General features: G+C 70.7%; 15 protein-coding genes. 7 read left to right on the forward strand and 8 right to left on the reverse strand.

The genetic code is table 11. The features are described 5' to 3' along the window. Nucleotides 1–53 precede the first annotated feature (53 nt). Both ACGFX9_RS08770 and ACGFX9_RS08775 read right to left on the reverse strand, forming a co-directional pair. Complete coding sequence (locus ACGFX9_RS08770) at nucleotides 54–626, reverse strand: dihydrofolate reductase family protein (RefSeq protein WP_393466909.1); 573 nt, start codon at nucleotides 624–626, stop codon at nucleotides 54–56. A 117-nt stretch (nucleotides 627–743) separates the two neighbouring features. Beyond that, entirely contained in the window at nucleotides 744–1,499 is a 756-nt protein-coding gene (locus ACGFX9_RS08775; RefSeq protein ID WP_393466912.1) for an alpha/beta fold hydrolase, read from the reverse strand. A gap of 133 nt (nucleotides 1,500–1,632) precedes the next feature. Here ACGFX9_RS08775 and ACGFX9_RS08780 point away from each other — a divergent pair, with 133 nt between their 5' ends. Next, nucleotides 1,633–2,154, forward strand: coding sequence for a PadR family transcriptional regulator (locus ACGFX9_RS08780; RefSeq protein ID WP_393466914.1), 522 nt, complete (start codon nucleotides 1,633–1,635; stop codon nucleotides 2,152–2,154). Here the strand turns inward: ACGFX9_RS08780 and ACGFX9_RS08785 are convergent. Continuing rightward, complete coding sequence (locus ACGFX9_RS08785; protein WP_393468302.1) at nucleotides 2,143–3,045, reverse strand: oxygenase MpaB family protein; 903 nt, start codon at nucleotides 3,043–3,045, stop codon at nucleotides 2,143–2,145. The genes ACGFX9_RS08780 and ACGFX9_RS08785 overlap by 12 nt on opposite strands. Before the next feature lie 100 nt (nucleotides 3,046–3,145). Here ACGFX9_RS08785 and ACGFX9_RS08790 point away from each other — a divergent pair, with 100 nt between their 5' ends. Together ACGFX9_RS08790 and ACGFX9_RS08795 are read left to right on the forward strand one after the other, a co-directional pair. Beyond that, nucleotides 3,146–3,424: a hypothetical protein gene (locus ACGFX9_RS08790; protein WP_393466916.1), complete on the forward strand. Its 279-nt coding sequence runs from the start codon at nucleotides 3,146–3,148 to the stop codon at nucleotides 3,422–3,424. A 267-nt stretch (nucleotides 3,425–3,691) separates the two neighbouring features. Continuing rightward, nucleotides 3,692–4,582, forward strand: coding sequence for a hypothetical protein (locus ACGFX9_RS08795; RefSeq protein ID WP_393466919.1), 891 nt, complete (start codon nucleotides 3,692–3,694; stop codon nucleotides 4,580–4,582). Between the two features lie 9 nt (nucleotides 4,583–4,591). Here the strand turns inward: ACGFX9_RS08795 and ACGFX9_RS08800 are convergent, their stop codons facing one another. The 3 genes from ACGFX9_RS08800 to ACGFX9_RS08810 all read right to left on the reverse strand — a co-directional run bounded on the left by ACGFX9_RS08800 (nucleotide 4,592) and on the right by ACGFX9_RS08810 (nucleotide 9,638). Then, nucleotides 4,592–8,017, reverse strand: a complete 3,426-nt coding sequence (locus tag ACGFX9_RS08800) for a hypothetical protein (RefSeq protein WP_393466922.1) — start codon at nucleotides 8,015–8,017, stop codon at nucleotides 4,592–4,594. Nucleotides 8,018–8,245: 228 nt separating this feature from the next. Then, nucleotides 8,246–8,428 (reverse strand): hypothetical protein, encoded by a 183-nt coding sequence (locus ACGFX9_RS08805; RefSeq protein ID WP_393466925.1) that lies wholly within the window; start codon nucleotides 8,426–8,428, stop codon nucleotides 8,246–8,248. A gap of 154 nt (nucleotides 8,429–8,582) precedes the next feature. Beyond that, nucleotides 8,583–9,638: a fatty acid desaturase family protein gene (locus ACGFX9_RS08810; RefSeq protein ID WP_393466928.1), complete on the reverse strand. Its 1,056-nt coding sequence runs from the start codon at nucleotides 9,636–9,638 to the stop codon at nucleotides 8,583–8,585. A 248-nt stretch (nucleotides 9,639–9,886) separates the two neighbouring features. On the opposite strand from ACGFX9_RS08810, the gene ACGFX9_RS08815 reads away from it, so the two are divergent. From ACGFX9_RS08815 to ACGFX9_RS08825, 3 genes are all read left to right on the forward strand, one after another. Next, nucleotides 9,887–12,754 carry a DEAD/DEAH box helicase gene (locus ACGFX9_RS08815; RefSeq protein ID WP_393466931.1) on the forward strand — a complete coding sequence of 956 codons (2,868 nt, stop codon included), beginning with the start codon at nucleotides 9,887–9,889 and terminating at the stop codon, nucleotides 12,752–12,754. Beyond that, complete coding sequence (locus ACGFX9_RS08820; protein WP_393466935.1) at nucleotides 12,751–14,073, forward strand: SWF or SNF family helicase; 1,323 nt, start codon at nucleotides 12,751–12,753, stop codon at nucleotides 14,071–14,073. The genes ACGFX9_RS08815 and ACGFX9_RS08820 overlap by 4 nt, the downstream gene beginning before the upstream one ends. A gap of 460 nt (nucleotides 14,074–14,533) precedes the next feature. Next, nucleotides 14,534–15,886 carry an esterase-like activity of phytase family protein gene (locus ACGFX9_RS08825; protein ID WP_393466937.1) on the forward strand — a complete coding sequence of 451 codons (1,353 nt, stop codon included), beginning with the start codon at nucleotides 14,534–14,536 and terminating at the stop codon, nucleotides 15,884–15,886. A 59-nt stretch (nucleotides 15,887–15,945) separates the two neighbouring features. Here the strand turns inward: ACGFX9_RS08825 and ACGFX9_RS08830 are convergent, their stop codons facing one another. Then, a complete protein-coding gene (locus ACGFX9_RS08830; protein WP_393466940.1) occupies nucleotides 15,946–16,218 on the reverse strand; it encodes a hypothetical protein in 273 nt (90 codons plus the stop codon). Between the two features lie 326 nt (nucleotides 16,219–16,544). Next, nucleotides 16,545–17,711: a xylose isomerase gene (gene xylA, locus ACGFX9_RS08835; RefSeq protein WP_393466943.1), complete on the reverse strand. Its 1,167-nt coding sequence runs from the start codon at nucleotides 17,709–17,711 to the stop codon at nucleotides 16,545–16,547. Between the two features lie 180 nt (nucleotides 17,712–17,891). Here xylA and xylB point away from each other — a divergent pair, with 180 nt between their 5' ends. Continuing rightward, a complete protein-coding gene (gene xylB, locus ACGFX9_RS08840; protein ID WP_393466946.1) occupies nucleotides 17,892–19,340 on the forward strand; it encodes a xylulokinase in 1,449 nt (482 codons plus the stop codon). Nucleotides 19,341–19,364: the final 24 nt, after the last annotated feature.

A 19,364-nucleotide genomic window follows, 5' to 3' on the forward strand; every position in this document is an offset into this window, starting at 1 on the left:
CTGAGGTTGTCGCTGACGGAACAGTCTGACAGGACGCCGACGAGCAAGCGTCGTCAGCGGACGACGTCGAAGACGTTCTTCTGCAGGCCGTTGGCGTACGCCTCGTGCTCAACGAGTCGCAGCTTCTGCGTGTCCTTGTCGGTGTCGCTGAACAGACGCTTTCCGGCGCCGAGCAAGAGCGGGAAGACAAGCAGGTGGTAACGGTCGATCAGGCCGGCGTCGGAGAGATTGCGGTTGAGGGTGGCACTGCCGTGGACGATGATCGGGCCGCCCTCGGTCTCCTTCAGTTCGGCGATCTCGTCAAGCGACCGCAGGATCGTGGTCGGGCCCCAGTTCGACACCAGGGCGTCATCGGTGAGGGTGGTGGAGACGACGTATTTCGGCATCACCTTGTAGGTGGCGAAATCTTCCATCTCCGGCCAGACCGGGCTGAACGCCTCGTAGCTGGTCCGGCCCATCATCATCGCTGAGGCTTCCTGCTGCTCGCGGCCCTTGATCTCGAATGCCTCGGGGAGGAACTCCATGTCCTTGAAGGTCCAGCCCGAGTTCCGGTAACCGGGCTCACCGCCGGGCGCCTCCACGACGCCGTCGAGTGAGATGAAGGCGGTGCTGATCAGGGTGCGCATCGAAGGTCTCCTAGGTATCTGGCACTGGTTCGCAACACGTTCGGCCGGCGCGATGCACCAACTATCACCTACTGACTGCGGACCCCGGAGAAACTCATCGGTCAGCGACCCACACCCTCACTGCCGTCCGGCAACGGCGGAGGCGAACGCCTCCGGGTTCTCGAACATCACGTTGTGCCCCGCCCTTGGCACGGCGATCACTCGCACCCCGGAACTCACCAGCTCATCCTCGCCCGCGAGATCCCCGCTCAGCGCGCCCTGGAGGAAGACCCTCTCCACGGGCAGGTCCATGAGCATCGCGCGCATCGTGGGGCGCGTGCCTCTCACCAGCCCCGTGGCGCTGCGATGCAGGGCACGGGGGTCGGCGAGCCGCATGGTCGCCGCCCAGGTGGGGCCGATCTTTTCGAGCACGCGCGCGTGGCCGCCTGCTACGAAGGCCTCCTCTTCGAAGGACGCGATCCCGCTGCTGCCCGCCGTCGCGGGAGGGGCAGGGTCCAGATTCGCCTCGGTGAGGACCAGTCGCGAGACCAGGTCGCCGCGGCGGTGCGCGAGGACGATGGCGACAGCACCGCCCATGCTGTGGCCGACGATCTCCGCCCCGGTCACCGGGGCCTCGTCCAGTGCTGCGGCCAGGGCATCGGCGTGGTCCTCCAGCGAGTAGCCGAAATCCGCCGGGCGGTCACTGATGCCGTGGCCGGGAAGGTCGACGAAGAGCGTTCGACGGCCGGCCAGCTCGGGCCTGGCCGCGATGTGCGCGTGATAGACCGTGGACGCCGCACCGAGGCCGTGCACGAACACCCGGGCCGGACCGGAGCCTTCCGCTTCCGTCCAGCGGACACAGCTTCCCTGCGCGTCGAATCGTGCCTGCCACATCGCCGCTCCCCCACTCATTCACATTGCCCCTTCACCGGGAGTCCTGGGATCCCGGCACCCTCAAAGAGAGAATACATCGGTACCGATGTATAGCCAGAGTGAGGTACACCGCCAATACGGCAGAATGCTCGGCATGCTCGAACTGGCCATCCTCGGATTCCTCTACGGCACTCCCCTGCACGGCTATGAGCTGCGCAAGCGCATCACCGCGCTGACCGGTCACGTACGTCCCGTCGCGGAGAGCACGCTGTACCCCGCCATCAAGCGGCTGGAGAAGGCGGGCCTGCTGGCACGTGAGACACAGCCCGGCTCCGTGGCGGCGCCGCGGCATGTTCTGAGCCTCACCGGCGACGGCAAGAGCGAGCTGCGGCGCAGGCTTACGGAACCGGGCCAGGCCGACATCACCGACGAGAACCGCTGGTTCACGGTCCTCGCCTTCCTCCGTCACGTGGACGACAAGGCGGCACAAGCCGTGGTCCTCGAGCGCCGCCTGGCCTTCCTGGAGGAACCCGCCAGTTTCTTCTACGACGGCGACCGGCCGCTGCGCGCCGAGGAACTGGACGATCCGTTCCGACGGGGCATCCTCACCATCGCCCGTGCGACGAGCCAGGCCGAACTCACCTGGCTGCGCGAGACGTTGGAATCACTCCGCTGAGGCGGCCTGCTCATCCGTGTGGGCCACCGGGCAGCCCCGTACGCCGGGCACCGGGAACGTACCGAGCTCGCCGACCCGATACCCCTTCGGGTAACCCTTGATCTCCCAGTTCTGCCGGGCGTAGTGCGGTGTCCTGCGTGGCGGCATCAGGCGCACGGCACGGCCGCGCAGCCGCACCGCGCTCCTGACCGCCTTGCGGGTGGTGGCGCTGGGCGGTTCGTAGCGGAAGGCCCGCAGGAGGGGGTCGTCGAGCAGTGCCAGTGTCGAGCCGCGCAGCAAGGGCGCCAGGGGGCGCGGGTACCAGGAGGCCATGAGGTCGAGGGTCGCGTCGGAGACCTTGCGCGCGCCCTCGTCCCACGCGAAGTGGGCCTCTTCGTAGGCGTCGAGACACCTCTCGAACTCTTCGTAGGAGTCCGGTACGTCCTTGATCCCCATGTGCCGCCCCAGGGTGCGGTAGTAGACGGCGGCCGCGGTCGCCTCGTGGCGCGACAATCTGCGCCACCCATAGGCGTCGATCCAGCGCTTGGGCATCACCACGAACGTGCACAGCACGTACCGCATGTCTTCGTTGCTGATGTCGTAGCTGCGGTGCATCTGGTTGATGCGGCGGATCGCGGTGCGGCCCTTGTCCGTGCCGAAGCCGTGCTCTACGACGGTGTCGAGGAGCAGGGCCGTGTCGTCGTACCGCTTCTGCGTACGGACCGTCAGCTCGGCCGTCTCGGCGAGCAGTCGCCCGATACTGGGAACGGCGTAGGTGCGGTAGAGCGCCAACTCCAGGGCGCGGGCGTAGTCCCAGGGGAATTCGTACGTCGCTGTGAGCCGGTAGATCCTCAGGGCGTCCTTCTCCGGGTCGAGACGCCGGATCTCCTTGAGCCGCTCATAGCGCTTCACCGCACGGTCCCCCTTCTTTCGCCGGAGCTCCAACTCTACGTTGGAGTACAGCAGATGAAAGATCATGAGCGGCAACCGCACCCGGGGGAAGGTGGCCAACATGTTCGGCAAGCTCCGCGAGTGGTGGCGCTCGGACGAAGCTGTCCGCGCCAAGGCAGAGCGCCCGCACAACCTCTTCGAGGCGGCCGCGGTCTATGTGGCGGCGAGCGTCGAGGACGACCAGGACCGGATGGACGAGGCCATCGGCTGGGTGTCACCGGAAGCCCTGTCCTTCGGTGTCAGCGAACTCGCCTGCCGAGCGGTCATAGCCCTCGCCCGGGAGCGCGATGAGTCGCCGAAGGACGTGGCGCGTACGCTCCTCGGCCTGCCTGCCGCCTGACGTCCGCGTGTGTCGGATCGGGGCATGCCAGCCCTTCGCTGAGGGGGTGGCCCGCCTCGGCGGCGTGCGCGAGGCGCTCGCGGACCTCGCGCGGGGTGCGTGGGCGGTAACCGGGGCCATCGCCCCAGCAGCCCTGCCGGAAGCGGAGCCCCGACAGCAGGACCGCCGCTGAGGCTCGCGAGGGAGTTTCCTGGTCACACCCCCCTCGACGACCAAGCGGACCTGTGGTTAGGGTGCGCCGACGGATGAAGCGATGGGGAGGCTGGCATGGCCGGAACGGACGACGCTGTCGCCGACGAGGACGACGCGCTGTACGTCCTGACCGCGGTGCTGCTGACGCCCGCGAAGTTCCCCAGTGTGCTCGGTGACGACTATCCGGAGGCGTGCGCGGCCCTGGGGCTCGCGCCGCTCGCCGCCGGGTACGGTCTGGTGCTCGGTCAGGACGGTGCGGGTGCCCGGTGGACGGTTGTAGTCGACGACGTGTCGCTCGTGGCCGTCGCGATCGCCTCCTGGGACTGCGGCATGGAGTACGACCTGTCGCCCGATGAGCGCACGGTGGTCGCCGGGTTGCCCGGATGGCCGCTCGCGGTCGCCGTCGCGGCGCCCGGCGTGCCCGCTCCGCACGACCCTGAGCCCGACGAGACGGACCAGGAGCCTCTCTCGCCTCCACAGGCCGACACGTGGGGGCCCGCGCAGCGGCGGCTCGGCGCCGATGAGATCGCGCTCCAGTGGGCGGCGTGGCGCGAACAAATCGACGACGCCGACTTCTTGACCGACGGTGCTGTGGAGCGTGCCGGTGCTGTGGAGGAAGCCGGCGCCGTGGAGAGTCCGGTGCAGGACAGCGAGGCCACCGGCCCGGAGAGTGGCGACGAGGATGCCGGTCAGGAGCCGCTGACCGGCGTGCGCCGCGTCCTCGCTGAAGCACGGGCGTACGTGAGCACTCCCCCGCCCCTGGGCCGCGTGCGGTCGTCGTTCGCCTCTGGAGAGGCCCGCATCCTGCGTGCCGACGGTCCTGGCTGGTCCATGGTCGCCAGGACCGACGACATCGCGTTCGTCCTCCTCGACGAGGAACCGGGAGAGGTGCTGCCGGTGGGCCGCGGGTCCGAACTCCCCCGGCTGCTCGACGCGCTCGACAAGATGGCCGTGCGCCCCGCCTGACGTCCCTCGCTACTGCGTGTTCCTCTCCGGGGAAACGAGAAGAGCGGCAATAGCCGTGTCATGGTCCGCGTGGTCCCGTAGGGCCATCAGTTCGGCGCGCCAGGTCTCGTCCCACTGCGTCGCAGGTCCACCGGTGCGCACCAGTGCGAGCGCCATCGCTCCGGCCACCGGGGTTCCGCGCTCACGCATCAGACGTGCGCCGGCCAGCAGTGCCGCACGCGCGCGTGGGGTGGGGATCTCGGGATGGACCCCGCTGCCCAGGGGCAGCCGCTCGGGATGTTCCTCGACCAGATCCAGGAGCCGCTCCCACCGCCCTGCGCGGTGTTCCCCATGGCGTACGGCGGCAAGCGACGTGTCCCATGTCAGGGCCGCCGCACCGGCGTACAAGCCCACGGCGTTCATCGCCAGGGCCAGGGCGTCGGCGATGAGCAGCGTCTGGGCGGAGCCTCGCCGGACACGCAAGGCTTCGGCGATGCCCATAAGGCGGCGCAGGGCATCGACGCGCGCCTGCGGATGCGGCGCTCCTGCGAGCTCCTGGAGCCTTTGGATGACGCCCCGCAGGATGGTCCTTCCGACCGGCCCCGAGGGGAACCAGGCCAGCTGCTGCGCGGCCGTCTCCCATTCCCTTCGGCGTCGCCCCGGGTCCGTGGCGACATCGGCGACGTCGCGCATGGCGTCGGCCGACTCCGGTGTGAACCAGGCGGGCAGGGCCCGGCAGGCGGCGATGACGGTCTCCTCGTCGCCTTCCCTCACCAGGCGTGCCAGGAAGGCCGCATAGGCCTCCCCCGAGGATTCACGCACCGGCCCGACGCGCGCGTGGATCACTGCTTCCCGCACGGCGGGTTCGTCCGCCGCCCGCGCCAGACGGTCCGAGATGGCGAGGTCGTCGATCTCGGCGAGGAGGAATCGTGCCACTACGGCGCGTACGTCACGGTGTTGGCGCGGTGCGTCCCAGGCTGCCACCAAGGCGTCGAACGCCGCCTCACCGGTCAGAGCGCCGAGGGCTCGTACCGCTTCCTTCCGAGAGCCAACGGGTGCGTTCGCCGCGCGGGCCACAGGCGCGAGCAGGGCGACCGCCTCCGGGTCCGGCACACTCCCCAGCAGTCCGCGGACCGATGCCATGGCGGCGCGCCCTCGTACGCCGCCCGTCGCGGCGTGCTGGAGCAGGGTGTCCAGCAGTGGCCCCACAGCGGGCCGCTGTCCGTCGCGCGCTGCGCCGAAAGCCTCTCCCAACGCTCCAAGTGCCGCCGCGGCGACGGGCTGCGGCGCTGATTCCGCCAGTGCCGTGAGCAGCGCTGGGTCGCGCACCTGCGCTGCGGCGTCGGCACGCGTGCGCAGTGCGGCCGGCTCATCGGCGGCCACGCGCGCGTGGTGGTCATTCCACGCGCGGCGCTGTTCGGGCAGCCAGCGGCCGGTGGTGGTGGAGTGCGGACCCGCGGCCCAGGGCGTGCCGCGGGGGCGGACACGGCCCGTGAACCCTTCCCGGGCGGCGAGCAGCACCGCGTCCAGAAGGTCCGTGCGCCGTGTGACGACGGTGCGCAAGATGACCGGCACCGTCGCGAACGAGGCGTCGCAGCCGACCAGTTCGGTGGCGCGCCGCTCCCGTAGCGGCGTCGGCCCCACCCAAGCGGCGGCGGCACGGGCCGCGATGTCCGGGGCGTCGGCTGCCAGGGCGATGTGGCGTACCAAGGCGTCGAGTTCCGGCAGCACGGTGAGGTGGGGCGCGAGGAGTTCGGCGAGGGCGGTATGGAGGTCAGGGCGCGGGGGTGCGCCGGGGGACGTCGCGGACCAGACGGCTCGGGCAGCTTCCTCGCCGATGCGAAGCGGCGCGACGGGCTTTGGGGAGCGGGGATCGGAGACGATGAGGCAGAGGAGTTCCGTCGCGTATGCGGTGCGGTTCAGGCGGCCGGCCGCCGCGGCGCTCTCCGCGGCGCGGCGCAGCAGCTGTTCTGCCGCGGCCAGGGTGTGGGTGGTCGAGTCACGGGACTGGACGGTGGTCAGCGCCGTGTCGCGCAGGACCCGGTCGGGCAGCGCGGCCAGCAGTCGCGGGGGCGCCCCCGCGAGCTGCTGGAGGGCGGCCGTGCGCACCTCCTCCTGGTCGTGCCAGGCGCGCTCGCAGTCCACGGCGATCCGTGCGAACTCGTCCGGGTCACCTTCCAGTTCAGCGCAGGCGAGCAGCGCCGGCCAGGCCAGCAGGCGCTGGTGGATGCGGTGGCGTCCGGCCATCTCGCGCAGCACCGGTTCTCCCAGGGCGAGCGGGAGTGCGATGGCCAGGCGGCTCGCTGTCCACTCCCGGCGCGCCAGACGCTCCACCCACGGCATGACGAGCGCCGCCCTGTCGGCCGGCTCCAGGGCCACGAGCGTGGCTAGGGGCAGGCTCCGCATCGAGCGGCGGCGGGCCATGCGTTCCTCGACCAGACGACGACGCTCCGGCGCGGGCAAGAGCATCAGCAGGCTGTCCGGTTCCAGGTCATGGCGCCCCGGCGCGCGGCGCCGTGGTCGCGTCACGGGGCAGCGACGGGCCAGGTCCACGAGGTCCGCGGGCGGCAGTTCGCGCAGCGCACGCAGGGTGGCGGGCGGCAGCCCCCCGGCGGCGAGGAGCAGTTCACGGGGCGCGCCGTCCTGCTGGGGCGGCGCCGCTCGGAGAGTCTCAAGGACCCTGGCCGGGTGACGCAGCAGTGAGCGGGCCACTTCTGCCGTCAGGAGGTCAGGGGCCCGCGCAAGAAGAAGCAGCCCTGCCTCCGGGGCGCGCTCCGCGGCCACGTTCGCGACCGCGCGATAGCGACTCGTGAAGCGGTAGCGGTCGCGGTTGGCGCGGTTCTCGCCGCGGGTGGCGAGCAGTTCGGCGACGGCGACCGGTGCGGTGCGGGCCAGCGCGTTGAGAACGCCGGCGGGTGGATCCAGGCGGGGAAGCCACGCGGCGGCCGTGGAGGAGTCGCATGCTGGCAGGAGTAGGGAGGCGTCCCGGGCGCCGAACCGTTCGTGGGCCTCTGGCAGCAGGCGTGCGGCGAGGGTGCGACGGCGGCTGAGGCGCAGGACGCGGTACGTCTCGTGCCGCGCCGCGGCCGTGTCGCTCAACGCGAGCTGTTCCAGGGCCGTTTCCGGCACGGGAAGCCGGATGGCGGCCGAAAGGGCGCGGCGGCGCAGGAGGGGATCGGTGAGGGCGTCGGCGACGGTGTCGAGGTCACGCCGGGTGACGGCGAGGAAGAGGGCGGTGTGCCGTTCGTCGGCGGTACCTGCGGCCAGCGCCTCGCGAAGTGTTCTGTACGCGTCCGGGGTGAGCGCCCGGGCGTAACGGGCCAGGGCGCTCATGCGGGCCGGGTAGGGCAGTGGGTCGAAATGGGCCTTCAGCCAGGCCGTCGTCAGCGGCGCGGGCGTGGTCTGAGGCTGGGGGACGGCGTCTTCGACGCCTCGTATGCGGCCATCAGCGATCACCGTGGGATCGCTGGGCCTCCTCTCGGGAAGTCATGTGCGCCATGGTCATTGCCGAACCGCCGGGGCGCAACGGGTTTTCGGCTCGCGGTCCCGCCGTAGCAGGATCGCGAGCCGGGGAGCTGTCCGAGCGGGAAGCTGTCTGGCCAAGCGGAGAAGCCGTCCATCAGCCCTGCGTCGAGCGTGCGCTCACCGGCGTGGTGCCTTCCGGCGCTCTCTCGGCGTGCCCGGTCAGTGGCCGATCTCCTTGCGTGAGACGCGGCGCAGCCTGCGGCGCTGTCCGGGGTCGAGGGTCATATAGGCCGCGGCTGGGACGCCGAGCACGATCAAGAGGGCGGCCCACCAGGGCAGCCAGATCAACAGAATGATGCCGGCCGCCACACCTCCTGCGGCGATCTTCGCGTTCTTCGACATGTGCGTCGCCTCCTTCGCGGCTGTTGCCGCTCTCTGTCTTGAGAAACGGCTCCGGACCGCCCACGGTTCCAGTCTGCTCCCCTGATAGACCCCTGAGGAGCGACCCTGACGTAACCCTGAGCCGTGCCGGGTGCTGGTGCTGGTGCTGGTGCGGCTACTCGACCCGCAGCGGCTCGCCGACCTCGTACATGTGGCGCAGCACCTGCCGGTAGGAGTCGAGGAATCCGGCCTCCGTATACGGCATGCCGAGCTCGGCGCAGTGGGCGCGGACCAGGGGCTGGACACGTCGCAGGCTGGGCCGGGGCAGGCTCGGGAACAGGTGGTGCTCGATCTGGTAGTTGAGTCCGCCGAGGAACCAGTCGACCAGGACGCTGCCGCGGATGTTGCGCGAGGTGAGGACCTGGCGGGGGAGGTGGCCCCAGCGCTCACCATCGGGGTCGGGCATCTCCATGCCCTTGTGGTTGGGCGCGAAGGCCAGTCCGAGGTGAAGGCCGAAGAGTGCCTGGTGGATGGCGGCGAAGACGATGGCGTGGCCCACGGGCATGGTGGCGAGCAGGAGGGTCACGTACCCCACGAGGTGGGCCACCAGCAGGAGGCCCTCCACCACGCGTTCGCGCGGGGCCTGGCGGCGCAGGTCCTGGAAGCCGTAGATCTTCATAGCGACGCCCTGGAGCAGCGTCAGCGGGAAGAACAGCCAGGCCTGATTGCGGGTGAGCCAGCGGCGGAAGCCCACGCGGCGCTTGGCCTGCTTGCTGGTCCAGACGAGGACGTCCGCGGCGACGTCGGGGTCCTTGTCGATGTGGTTGGGGTTGGCATGGTGGCGGTTGTGCTTGTCGTTCCACCAGGCCGAGCTCATGCCGAGGAGGAGGTTGCCGTGGACAAGGCCGAGGGTGCGGCTCACGCCGCGGTCGCCGGTGATCTGGGAGTGGCCCGCGTCGTGGCCTATGAACGCGGTGCGGGCGCAGAGAACCGAGAGAAGGGGCGCCAAGAGCAGCACCCACCAGGAGCCTCCAATGAGGAACATGCCCGTCGCCACGGCGGCCAGCGCCAGGGTGTTGACCACAATGGTGCGTGCGTACCAGCCGGTGCGGCGGCCCAGGAGCCCGTGCTCCTTGACGGTGCGCAGGAGAGGCGCGAAATCGCTCCCGGCGGGCTGCCTCGTGGTGGTGCCTGGGGAACGCTCCGCGACTGCTGCGGCGGCCTGGGACATGGTGAGGTCTCCGGTCTCTGACTGGATCGGGCTGACCTCACAAAACCTATGAGCCGGTGACCTTGGTCAACCATGACGCCTTCACCCGTCTTCTGGAGGGGGTCAGCACCACACGGAAGGGGGGTTAGCTACACCTCTGGAGCGGCGTGAGGCAGATCACTGCGCATCTACTCACGTCTTAGGCGAGATGTGCTGTACTCTCGGCCGCTCCGGTCCAAGTAGTCAAGTTTGAGGAATGCGTCATCGCCGTGCTCAGGCCCCCTGCCGTGTCACCTTCCGAGATCTCTGAACTGTCGCGCTGTTCTGTGCTGTTCGTATCCGCCGACCCGGCGCGCACCGGCAGGGTCGCCTTCTGGAACCCCGAAGGGGACGCGCCGCCCGACTGCTCGGCGGGCAGCGTCGAGGAGCTGACCATCGCCGTGCCCGGCGACGACGGCGCACGACTCGGCGACGTTGCCGCGCTCATGCTTCCGGTGCGCGTGGCGTTGCCGGTCCTGACACGCGCGCGTGCCACTGCCGGGGCCCACCCCACGGCCGTCTTCTGGGGGACTGCGGGCGTACTGGCACTGCAACTGGCCGCGCGTGGACTGCTGTTGCCCGGGCTGACGCCGAGCGACCACGACGCGTGGCGCTCGGGCCCCCTGGGGGCCGACGATCTGCGACGGCTGCGCGATCTCGCCGCCGCGATGCCACCCACCGCACATGCCCTCCCGCTGGACGAATCCGAGCCGCTGCGGCTGCCCGACCCCGAGCGACTGCTCCGTAAGTTCCTGGACGCGGTCGCCGACACACTCCCGCGCACCCCCGCCGCCACATCGGCCGCCGGCGCTGCGGCCTTCGCCTCTCCGCAGCCCCAGCATGTCCCCGAGCAGCGCCCCTGGGCCACCGATGTCGCCGCCGGGCACGACGCGGGCGTACGCATCTCGCTGCGCGTCGAGGTGCCCGGTCTGGTCTCGGAGACCTCCGACGACGCACGCCTGCCGTTCCGCGCCGTTCTGCAGATGCACAGCGTCAGCGACCCATCGGTCGTCGCGGACGCGGCCGAGGTGTGGGCCGGCTCCGGTGCCTCGGGCCAGTCCTTCGGGCCGCGGTCGCGGATGGATGCCCTGCTGGCGCTGCGTCGCGCCACGCGCGCGTGGCCGCCGCTCGCCCCGCTGCTCTCGGCCACGGTCCCCGATGCGATCGAACTCGCCGACGAAGAGGTCACCTCACTCCTGGGCGAGGGATCCCGTTCCCTGGCCACCGCGGGTGTCGACGTTCACTGGCCCAGGCAGCTGGCGCGCAACCTCACCGCCCGCGCGGTCATCGGCCCGCCCGACGACGACACGAAGGAGCCGGACAAGCCCTCGTCGGACACGCCGTCGTACCTCTCCGCCGACGCATTGCTCGCCTTCAACTGGCGGTTCGCACTGGGCGATCAGCAGCTGACCCGCGAGGAGCTCGACCGCCTCGCGGAAGCCAACCGCCCCGTGGTGCGCCTGCGCGACCAGTGGGTGCTCATCGATCCCGAAGAGGCGCGGCGCGCCCGCGACCACCAGAACCACAAGGTCACGCCGATCGACGCCCTGAGCGCCGTGCTGACCGGTTCCACCGAAGTGGCGGGGCGCCGCGTAGAGGTCCAGCCGACGGGCTGGCTCGCCACGTTGCGCGAACGGCTCGCCGACCCGGAGGGCATGGAGCCCGTCGGCCAGCCCGAAGCGCTTGACGCGAACCTGCGCGACTATCAGCTGCGCGGCCTCAACTGGCTTGCCAGGATGACCTCCTTGGGCCTCGGCGGCTGCCTCGCGGACGACATGGGTCTCGGCAAGACCATCACGCTCATCTCCCTGCACCTGCACCGGCAGACCGACAGCGCGACCGCGGGCCCCACGCTCGTGGTCTGCCCCACCTCCCTGATGGGCAACTGGCAGCGCGAGATCGAGAAGTTCGCCCCCGGCACCCCCGTCCGCCGCTTCCACGGCGGCCGGCGCAGCCTGGAGGAGCTGGCGGACGGCGAGTTCGTGCTCACCACGTACGGCACGATGCGGCTCGACGCGAAGACCCTGGCCCAGACTCCGTGGGGCATGGTCGTCGCCGACGAGGCCCAGCACGTCAAGAACCCCTACTCGGCCACCGCCAAACAGCTGCGCACCATCGGCGCACGCGCGCGCGTGGCGCTCACCGGCACGCCCGTGGAGAACAACCTCTCCGAACTCTGGGCCATCCTTGACTGGACGACACCAGGACTCCTGGGCAAGCTCGGCACCTTCCGCACCCGTTACGCCCAGGCCGTCGAAGGCGGCAAGGACCCGGCCGCCTCCGAGCGCCTCGGCCAGCTCGTACGCCCCTTCCTGTTGCGCAGGCGCAAGTCCGACCCGGGCATCGCGCCCGAACTGCCGCCCAAGACCGAGACGGACCGGGCCGTTTCCCTCACCGCGGAGCAGACGGGTCTCTACGAAGCCGTGGTGCGCGAGACCCTCGCCGACATCTCAGGCGCCGACGGCTTCGCCCGCCGTGGCCTGATCGTGAAGCTGTTCACCGGTCTCAAGCAGATCTGCAACCATCCCGCGCAGTTCCTCAAGGAGGACAAACCGCGGATCGAGGGGCGCTCCGGAAAACTGGAACTCCTCGACGAGCTGCTCGAAACGATCCTCTCCGAAGACGCGAGCGTGCTCATCTTCACGCAGTACGTTCAGATGGCGCGGCTCATCGAGCAACATCTGGCCGCCCGTGGGACCCCCACCCAGTTCCTGCACGGCGGTACGCCCATCGCGGCGCGCGAGGCGATGGTGCAGCGCTTCCAGGACGGCGAAGTACCCGTCTTCTTGTTGTCGTTGAAGGCCGCGGGAACCGGCCTGAACCTGACGCGGGCCGAGCATGTCGTGCACTACGACCGTTGGTGGAACCCCGCCGTCGAGGCGCAGGCGACCGACCGGGCGTACCGCATCGGACAGACGCAGCCCGTGCAGGTGCACCGGCTGATCGCGGAGGGGACGATCGAGGACCGTATCGCCGACATGCTGCTGCGCAAGCAGGAGCTGGCGGATTCCGTCCTCGGTTCCGGTGAGGCGGCGCTGACGGAACTCACCGACGCCGAGTTGTCGGATCTGGTGGAGCTGCGAGGGGGGACACGATGAGCGAGATCTACGACGAGTCGAACGGCGACACGCACGGGGACGGCCGTCACGACGCGGAGGGTGCATACGGCCACGAACGCACCTTCGCGGCGCTGCCGGCCACGCACGGGCGGGGGTTCACGCAGAGCTGGTGGGGCCAGGCCTGGCTGAAGGCTCTGGAGGACACGGCTTTGGACTTGGCGCAGCTGAAGGCCGGACGCAGGCTCGCGCGCGCGGGCTCGGTGGGCGCGGTCTCCGTGCGTCCTGGCCGGATCACCGCGGTCGTCCAGAACCGTGACGGCACCGCTCACCGCGCCGATGTCCTGCTGCAGCAGCTGAGCGAGGACGAGTGGGACCGCTTCCTGGGCATGGCCGTCGAGCGCGCCGGGCACATCGCGGCGCTGCTCGACCGGGAGATGCCCCCGCATCTGGTGGAGGACGCGGCTGCCGCGGGTGTCGAACTGCTGCCGGGCATCGGCGACCTGGAGCCGGAGTGCGACTGCGACGCGTGGGACCACTGCGGGCACACCGCCGCGCTCTGCTACCAGGTGGCCCGGCTGCTCGACCAAGATCCGTTCGTGCTGCTCCTGATGCGTGGCCGGGCGGAGCGCGAACTGCTGGACGAGCTGCAAGTGCGCAGCGTGGCGCAGACCGAGGCCGAGGGTGCGCCCTCGGAGGAGGCCCAGGAGGGCGTGTACGCCGACGAGGCGTACGCGGAGGGAGCCATCCTGCCTCCGCTGCCCGACCTTCCTCCGCTGCCGCCTGAGCCGGGTCTGCCGCCCACCCTCGACACGGAGACGGAGCCCGCCCCGGGTCTCGATGTGGCAGCACTCGAGTTCTTGGCGGCGCAGGCGGCCGTGGAGGCCCATCGGATGCTGGCCGAAGCGCTCTCCTCCGGGCACGAGCAGCATCCGGTCGACCGGGAATTGACGCCGAACGAGGATGCGGTGCGCCTCGCCGCCGCGGCTCCCGAGGCGGCGGTGGCGGAGCGTCTCGCCGCCGCTTATGGAAGCGGCAGGGACGGACTCGCCCTGGCTGTGCGCGCCTGGGAGTACGGGGGCCCGTCCGCGCTGTCCGTCCTGGAGGAGGAATGGACTCCCGAGGCGGAGGCACTGGCACGCGCGCGTGCGGCACTGGACGGGGCCTGGGAGGAGGGCGAGCGGCCTCGGCTGCGCGCCGCCCGCAATCGCTGGACCGTCGTCGGAAGCGATGTCCAGCTGCGTCATGGGGCCGACGGCCGCTGGTGGCCCTACCGCAAGGAACGGGGGCGTTGGACCCCGGCCGGGCCCGCCGCCCATGACCCGGCAACGGCACTGGCCGTGGTGACCGGAGCCGAGTGAGGCAGGCAGGTCTCGGCGCGGGCCCGCCTGTCCGCGCCGGACCGCAGGCGCTTGCGGGGCCCAGGATGTCTCCGCACAGAACCGCAGGCGCTTGCGGGCCGAGGACATGTCCGCGCGGAACCGCAGGCGCGCGCCCCACGCTCATCGCCGCCGACCGGGGCCCGGTCTTGACCACGGCCCACAGACGCTCACGACCGCCGACCGACGCCACCACGCCACCAAGGCGCCCCCCCTTCGGCCGGAATGTGGACCAACCGGCTCCGGGCGTGCCGACCGCGTCTGGACTCCCCCGGTGCCCTGCACTGCCCCGGGAACGGGGTAGTTGAGGGCGGCGCCTTCCTCGCCTCGCGGGAGGCGCCGCCGGCACGCCCCCTCACGTTCACCTCACTGCCTCCCCGCGTTCGTGGCGACGGCGAAGTCTGATCGCCGTCACCGAACACTTGCGCCCCAGGAGGAACTCATGTCCCCGCACGCTGCCCGTAAGCGTCGCGTCAGCCGTTCCGTCGCCGCGGGCCTGCCGATCGCCCTCCTCGCCGCGATCGCGGTGACCGGGACTGCCATGGGTGCCCCGACCGGGGACAAGGAGAAGGCGCCTCGCATCACCGCTACGGCGACGCTGGGCGACATACCTCTGGGTACATTCAGCAACTCCCTGCTGTCCGGCACGGTGCGCGACGACCGCGGCGTGGACCTCGGCGGCATCGGCAGCGACATCTATCCAGCGGGCCGCAAGGGCGAGTTCTGGACGGTCACCGACCGGGGGCCCAATGGCCAGATCAAGGTGGGCGGCAAGAAGCGGCGCACCTTCCCCGTCCCCGGTTTCGACCCCGCGATCGTTAAGGTCCGGGTCTCCGGCGACACCGTGAAGGTGATCGACGCGCTTGCACTGACGACATCCTCCGGGAGGCCCGTCACCGGACTGCCCAACCAGGAGGGCCGTGACGAGGCGCCATTCACGTACGACGCCGAGACGCCCCTCACGTACGACCCGAACGGCCTGGACACCGAGGGCATCGTGCGGGCGCATGACGGCAGCTTCTGGCTGGTCGACGAGTACGGCCCCTCGCTCGTCCATGTCTCCGCGCACGGCAAGGTACTCAAGCGCTATGTCCCCGAGGGCCTGAAGCTGTCCGGCGCCGACTACCCGGTCGCCGAGGCACTGCCCGGCATCCTGTTGCACCGCAAGGGCAACCGCGGCTTCGAAGGGCTCGCTCAACTCCCCGGCGGGGACCTCGTGATGGCGGTTCAGAGCCCGCTTTCCCTGCCCGACGAGGACGCGGGGGAAGGATCGCGGACGACGCGGCTGCTGCGCTTCTCACCGAAGAAGCAGGCCGTCACCGCCGAGTACGCGTACCGCTTCGACCCGGTGGGCGTCGTCGACCCGGGCGAGGACGACACATCCGAGCTGAAGATCTCCTCCGTAGTGGCCATCGGTCGTGACCAGCTCCTCGTCGAGGAGCGCACCGACAAGGCCGCGCGGCTGCAGACCGTCGAGTTGGACCGCCGCTCGGACATACTCGGCGACCGGTGGGACGACGACACCACGAAGCCGTCCTTGGAGCAACTCGATGACCCCACGGCCTCCGGAGTCCCCGCCCTGAAGAAGCGGCTCCTCGTCGACCTGGGCGGCATCGCCAACGTACCCGGCAAGATCGAGGGCGTGGCCCTCGTCGACCGTCGCACCCTCGCGCTGATCAACGACAACGACTTCGGGATGACGGACGGGGCGGAGGCGTTCGACAAGGACGGTCGGCTCGTCGACAGCGAGGTGGAGACCACCGTGACGTATGTGCGGCTGCCGAAGGGCCTCTGAACCCGCAACCGCCGTACCGGACCGGCAGTGCTCTGTCGCCGGTCTTCAGAAGGCACGCTTTACAGACCGTCCAGACCGTCCAGGCCTGTCGGCAGATCAGTCGGCAGGTCAGTCGGCAGGTCCGAAGGCAAGCCGCTCGGCACCTTCGATGGAACCTCCGTGGGCGGCTCGGACGGGATCTCTGACGGGATCTTCGAGGGGATGCTCAGCGAAGGGGTGGGCTTGCCGCCCGAGCTCTTGCTGCTCTCAGAGGGGCCCTTCTTGTCGTCGGAGCCGTCACCACTGGTGGCCACCATGACCACTACGACGACGGCTACGACTGCGGCGACCACCGCGAGCAGGATGAACAGCCCGTTCCGTCGCCCGGGCGGGCCTCCTGACGGCGGAGGTGGCTGCCACCCGCCTCCGCCAGGCGGCACCCCGCCCCCCGCAGGAGGCCATCCCCCACCGCCCGGAGGCGGTCCGTACCCGTCGCCGGGCGGGCCGTACCCTCCGCCCGGCGGCCCGTACCCTCCATCGCCCGGAGGGGGTGCGTCACTCGGCGGAGGGGGAGGCGGCGGCGGTACGGGCGGCATGGCCATACCGTCAAGAGTCGCCTCGAAAGGGTCACGAGGCGACCCCTGTGCGGAAGTTGATACCTCCGGAGTAGCGCCTCCGGTCAGTTTCGCGCCCCCAGGAGATGGTCCATGGCCAGCTGATCGAGGTGCTCGAAGGCCATGCCGCGGTCGGCAGCAGCCGTCACGTCGAAGTCTTCGAAAGCACCGCGGTCGGCGAGCAGCCCCGAAAGCCCGTCCTCAGCGGTCGGCAAGGACAGTTCGTCCAGGCGGGAGGCGCGCAGCGCCTCCTGGACCTCCGGGTCGGCACGGAACGCGGCCGAACGGTCCCGAAGGATCAGGTAGTTGCGCATGCAGCCGGCCGCCGACGCCCACACGCCCTCGTAGTCCTCCGTACGCGGCGGCTTGAAGTCGAAGTGCCGCGGTCCCTCGTAACCGCCCCTCTCCAGGAGGTCGACCAGCCAGAACGCGCTCCGCAGATCGCCCGCCCCGAAGCGCAGGTCCTGGTCGTACTTGATGCCGGTCTGGCCGTTGAGGTCGATGTGGAAGAGCTTGCCCGCCCACAGGGCCTGGGCGATGGAGTGCGGGAAGTTCAGGCCCGCCATCTGCTCATGGCCCACTTCGGGGTTGACGCCGAACAGTTCGGACCGCTCCAGGCGCTCGATGAAGGCGAGGGCGTGACCGACGGTCGGCAGCAAAATGTCGCCGCGCGGCTCGTTCGGCTTGGGTTCGATCGCGAAGCGCAGGTCGTATCCCTGCTCCGTCACGTAGTCGCCGAGGAGATCGAAGGCCTCCTTCATGCGGTCGAGTGCGACGCGTACGTTCTTGGCCGCGCCGGATTCGGCGCCTTCCCTGCCGCCCCAGGCGACGTAGGTGCTGGCGCCCAGTTCCACGGCGAGGTCGATGTTGCGGATCGTCTTGCGCAGCGCGTACCGGCGCACGTCCCGGTCGTTCGCGGTGAACGCCCCGTCCTTGAAGACGGGGTGCGTGAAGAGGTTCGTGGTCGCCATCGGCACGACGAGACCTGTCGCGTCGAGTGCCTGCCGGAAGCGCTTGATGTGCGACTCGCGCTCGGTGTCAGAGGCCCCGAAGGGGATCAGGTCGTCGTCGTGGAAGGTCACTCCGTAGGCACCCAGTTCGGCCAGGTGACGCACGGAGTCGGCCGGGTCGATGGCCTTCCTGGTCGCGTCCCCGAACGGGTCCCTTCCCTGCCAGCCGACGGTCCACAGGCCGAAGGTGAACTTGTCCTCAGGAGTGGGCTGGTACGTCATGTGCGGCTCCCTGTGTGACTGATGCGCGGCTGCGCGGCCGACCGGACACGGCTGCGCGCTGCTGTCCCGACTATTTCGTCAAGGCGCTTAACAAACTAGTATCCGAAGGCATCCCTGGGAAGGTCGGACGGAAAGAAGTCCGGGCGCACCCGGAAAGAGCCGCGGGAACGGAGACCCCCGATGTCATCAGCGCCAGCAGCCGACGGACCCTTCGTCGTCGGCGTGGACAGCTCCACGCAGTCCACCAAGGTCCTGGTCGTCGACGCCGCCACCGGCAGGGTGGTGGCAAGCGGTCAGGCCCCGCACAGCGTGAGCTCCGGCGCCGCCCGCGAGAGCGACCCCGAGGAGTGGTGGAGCGCCCTGTGCGAGGCGCTGAGCCAGTGCGGCGACGCGGCGCGCGAGGCCGCCGCGGTATCGGTCGGCGGCCAGCAGCACGGGCTCGTGACCCTGGACGCGCACGGCAGGCCGGTGCGGCCCGCGCTGCTGTGGAACGACGTGCGCTCGGCACCGCAGGCCCGCGCCCTGGTCGACCGCCTGGGCGGCCCCAAGACATGGGCCGAGCGCGTCGGCAGCGTGCCGGGCCCTTCCTTCACCGTGACCAAATGGGCCTGGCTCAGCGAGCACGAGCCCGCCGCCGCCCGGGCCACCGCGGCCGTGCGACTCCCCCACGATTACCTCACCGAGCGCCTCACGGGCTCCGGCACGACCGACCGGGGCGATGTCTCCGGTACGGGGTGGTGGGCGTCAGCGACGGAGGCGTACGACGAAGAGATCCTGGGACTTGTGGACCTGGACCCCTCGCTGCTGCCGCGCGTGGTGGGCCCCGGCGAGGTGGCGGGCACCGTACGCGCAAGCGGCGAACTGCCCTTCTCCAAGGGCACGCTGGTAGCCCCCGGGACGGGCGACAACGCGGCGGCGGCGCTCGGCCTCGGCCTGCGCCCCGGCACTCCGGTGCTGAGCCTGGGAACGTCAGGCACCGTGTACGCGGTTTCCGGTCGGCGCCCGGCGGATCCGACGGGGACGGTGGCCGGTTTCGCCGACGCGCGCGGCGACTGGCTGCCACTCGCCTGCACCCTCAACTGCACACTGGCCGTGGACCGGGTGGCCGCGCTCCTGAACCTGGATCGTGAGGCGGTGGAGGCCGGTGGCGCCGTCACCCTCCTGCCCTATCTGGACGGCGAGCGCACCCCTGACCTGCCGCACGCCTCGGGGCTGCTGCACGGGCTGCGGCACGACACGACCCCGGGGCAGCTGCTGCAGGCGGCTTACGACGGTGCCGTCCACTCGCTGCTCGGAGCCCTTGATCTGGTCCTGGACTCCGACGCGGACCGCTCGGCCCCGCTCCTGCTCATCGGCGGCGGGGCGCGAGGCACGGCCTGGCAGGACACCGTGCGGCGCCTCTCCGGGCGTCCCGTCCAGGTTCCCGAGGCCCGGGAACTGGTCGCACTCGGCGCCGCCGCACAAGCCGCGGGCCTCCTCACGGGCGAGGACCCTGCGGCTGTCGCGCGCCGCTGGGGCACCGCCGAGGGACCCGTGCTGCCCGCGGTGGAGCGGGACGAATCGGCGCTCGCGCGGATCGCCGGGGTAGTCTCCGACGCGTCGCCGCTGCTCGGCAGCACGGGCCAGTAGGGCTCGCGGCCATCAGGACGGAAG

Source organism: Streptomyces sp. NPDC048436 (assembly GCF_043200355.1).
Lineage (GTDB): Bacteria > Actinomycetota > Actinomycetes > Streptomycetales > Streptomycetaceae > Streptomyces.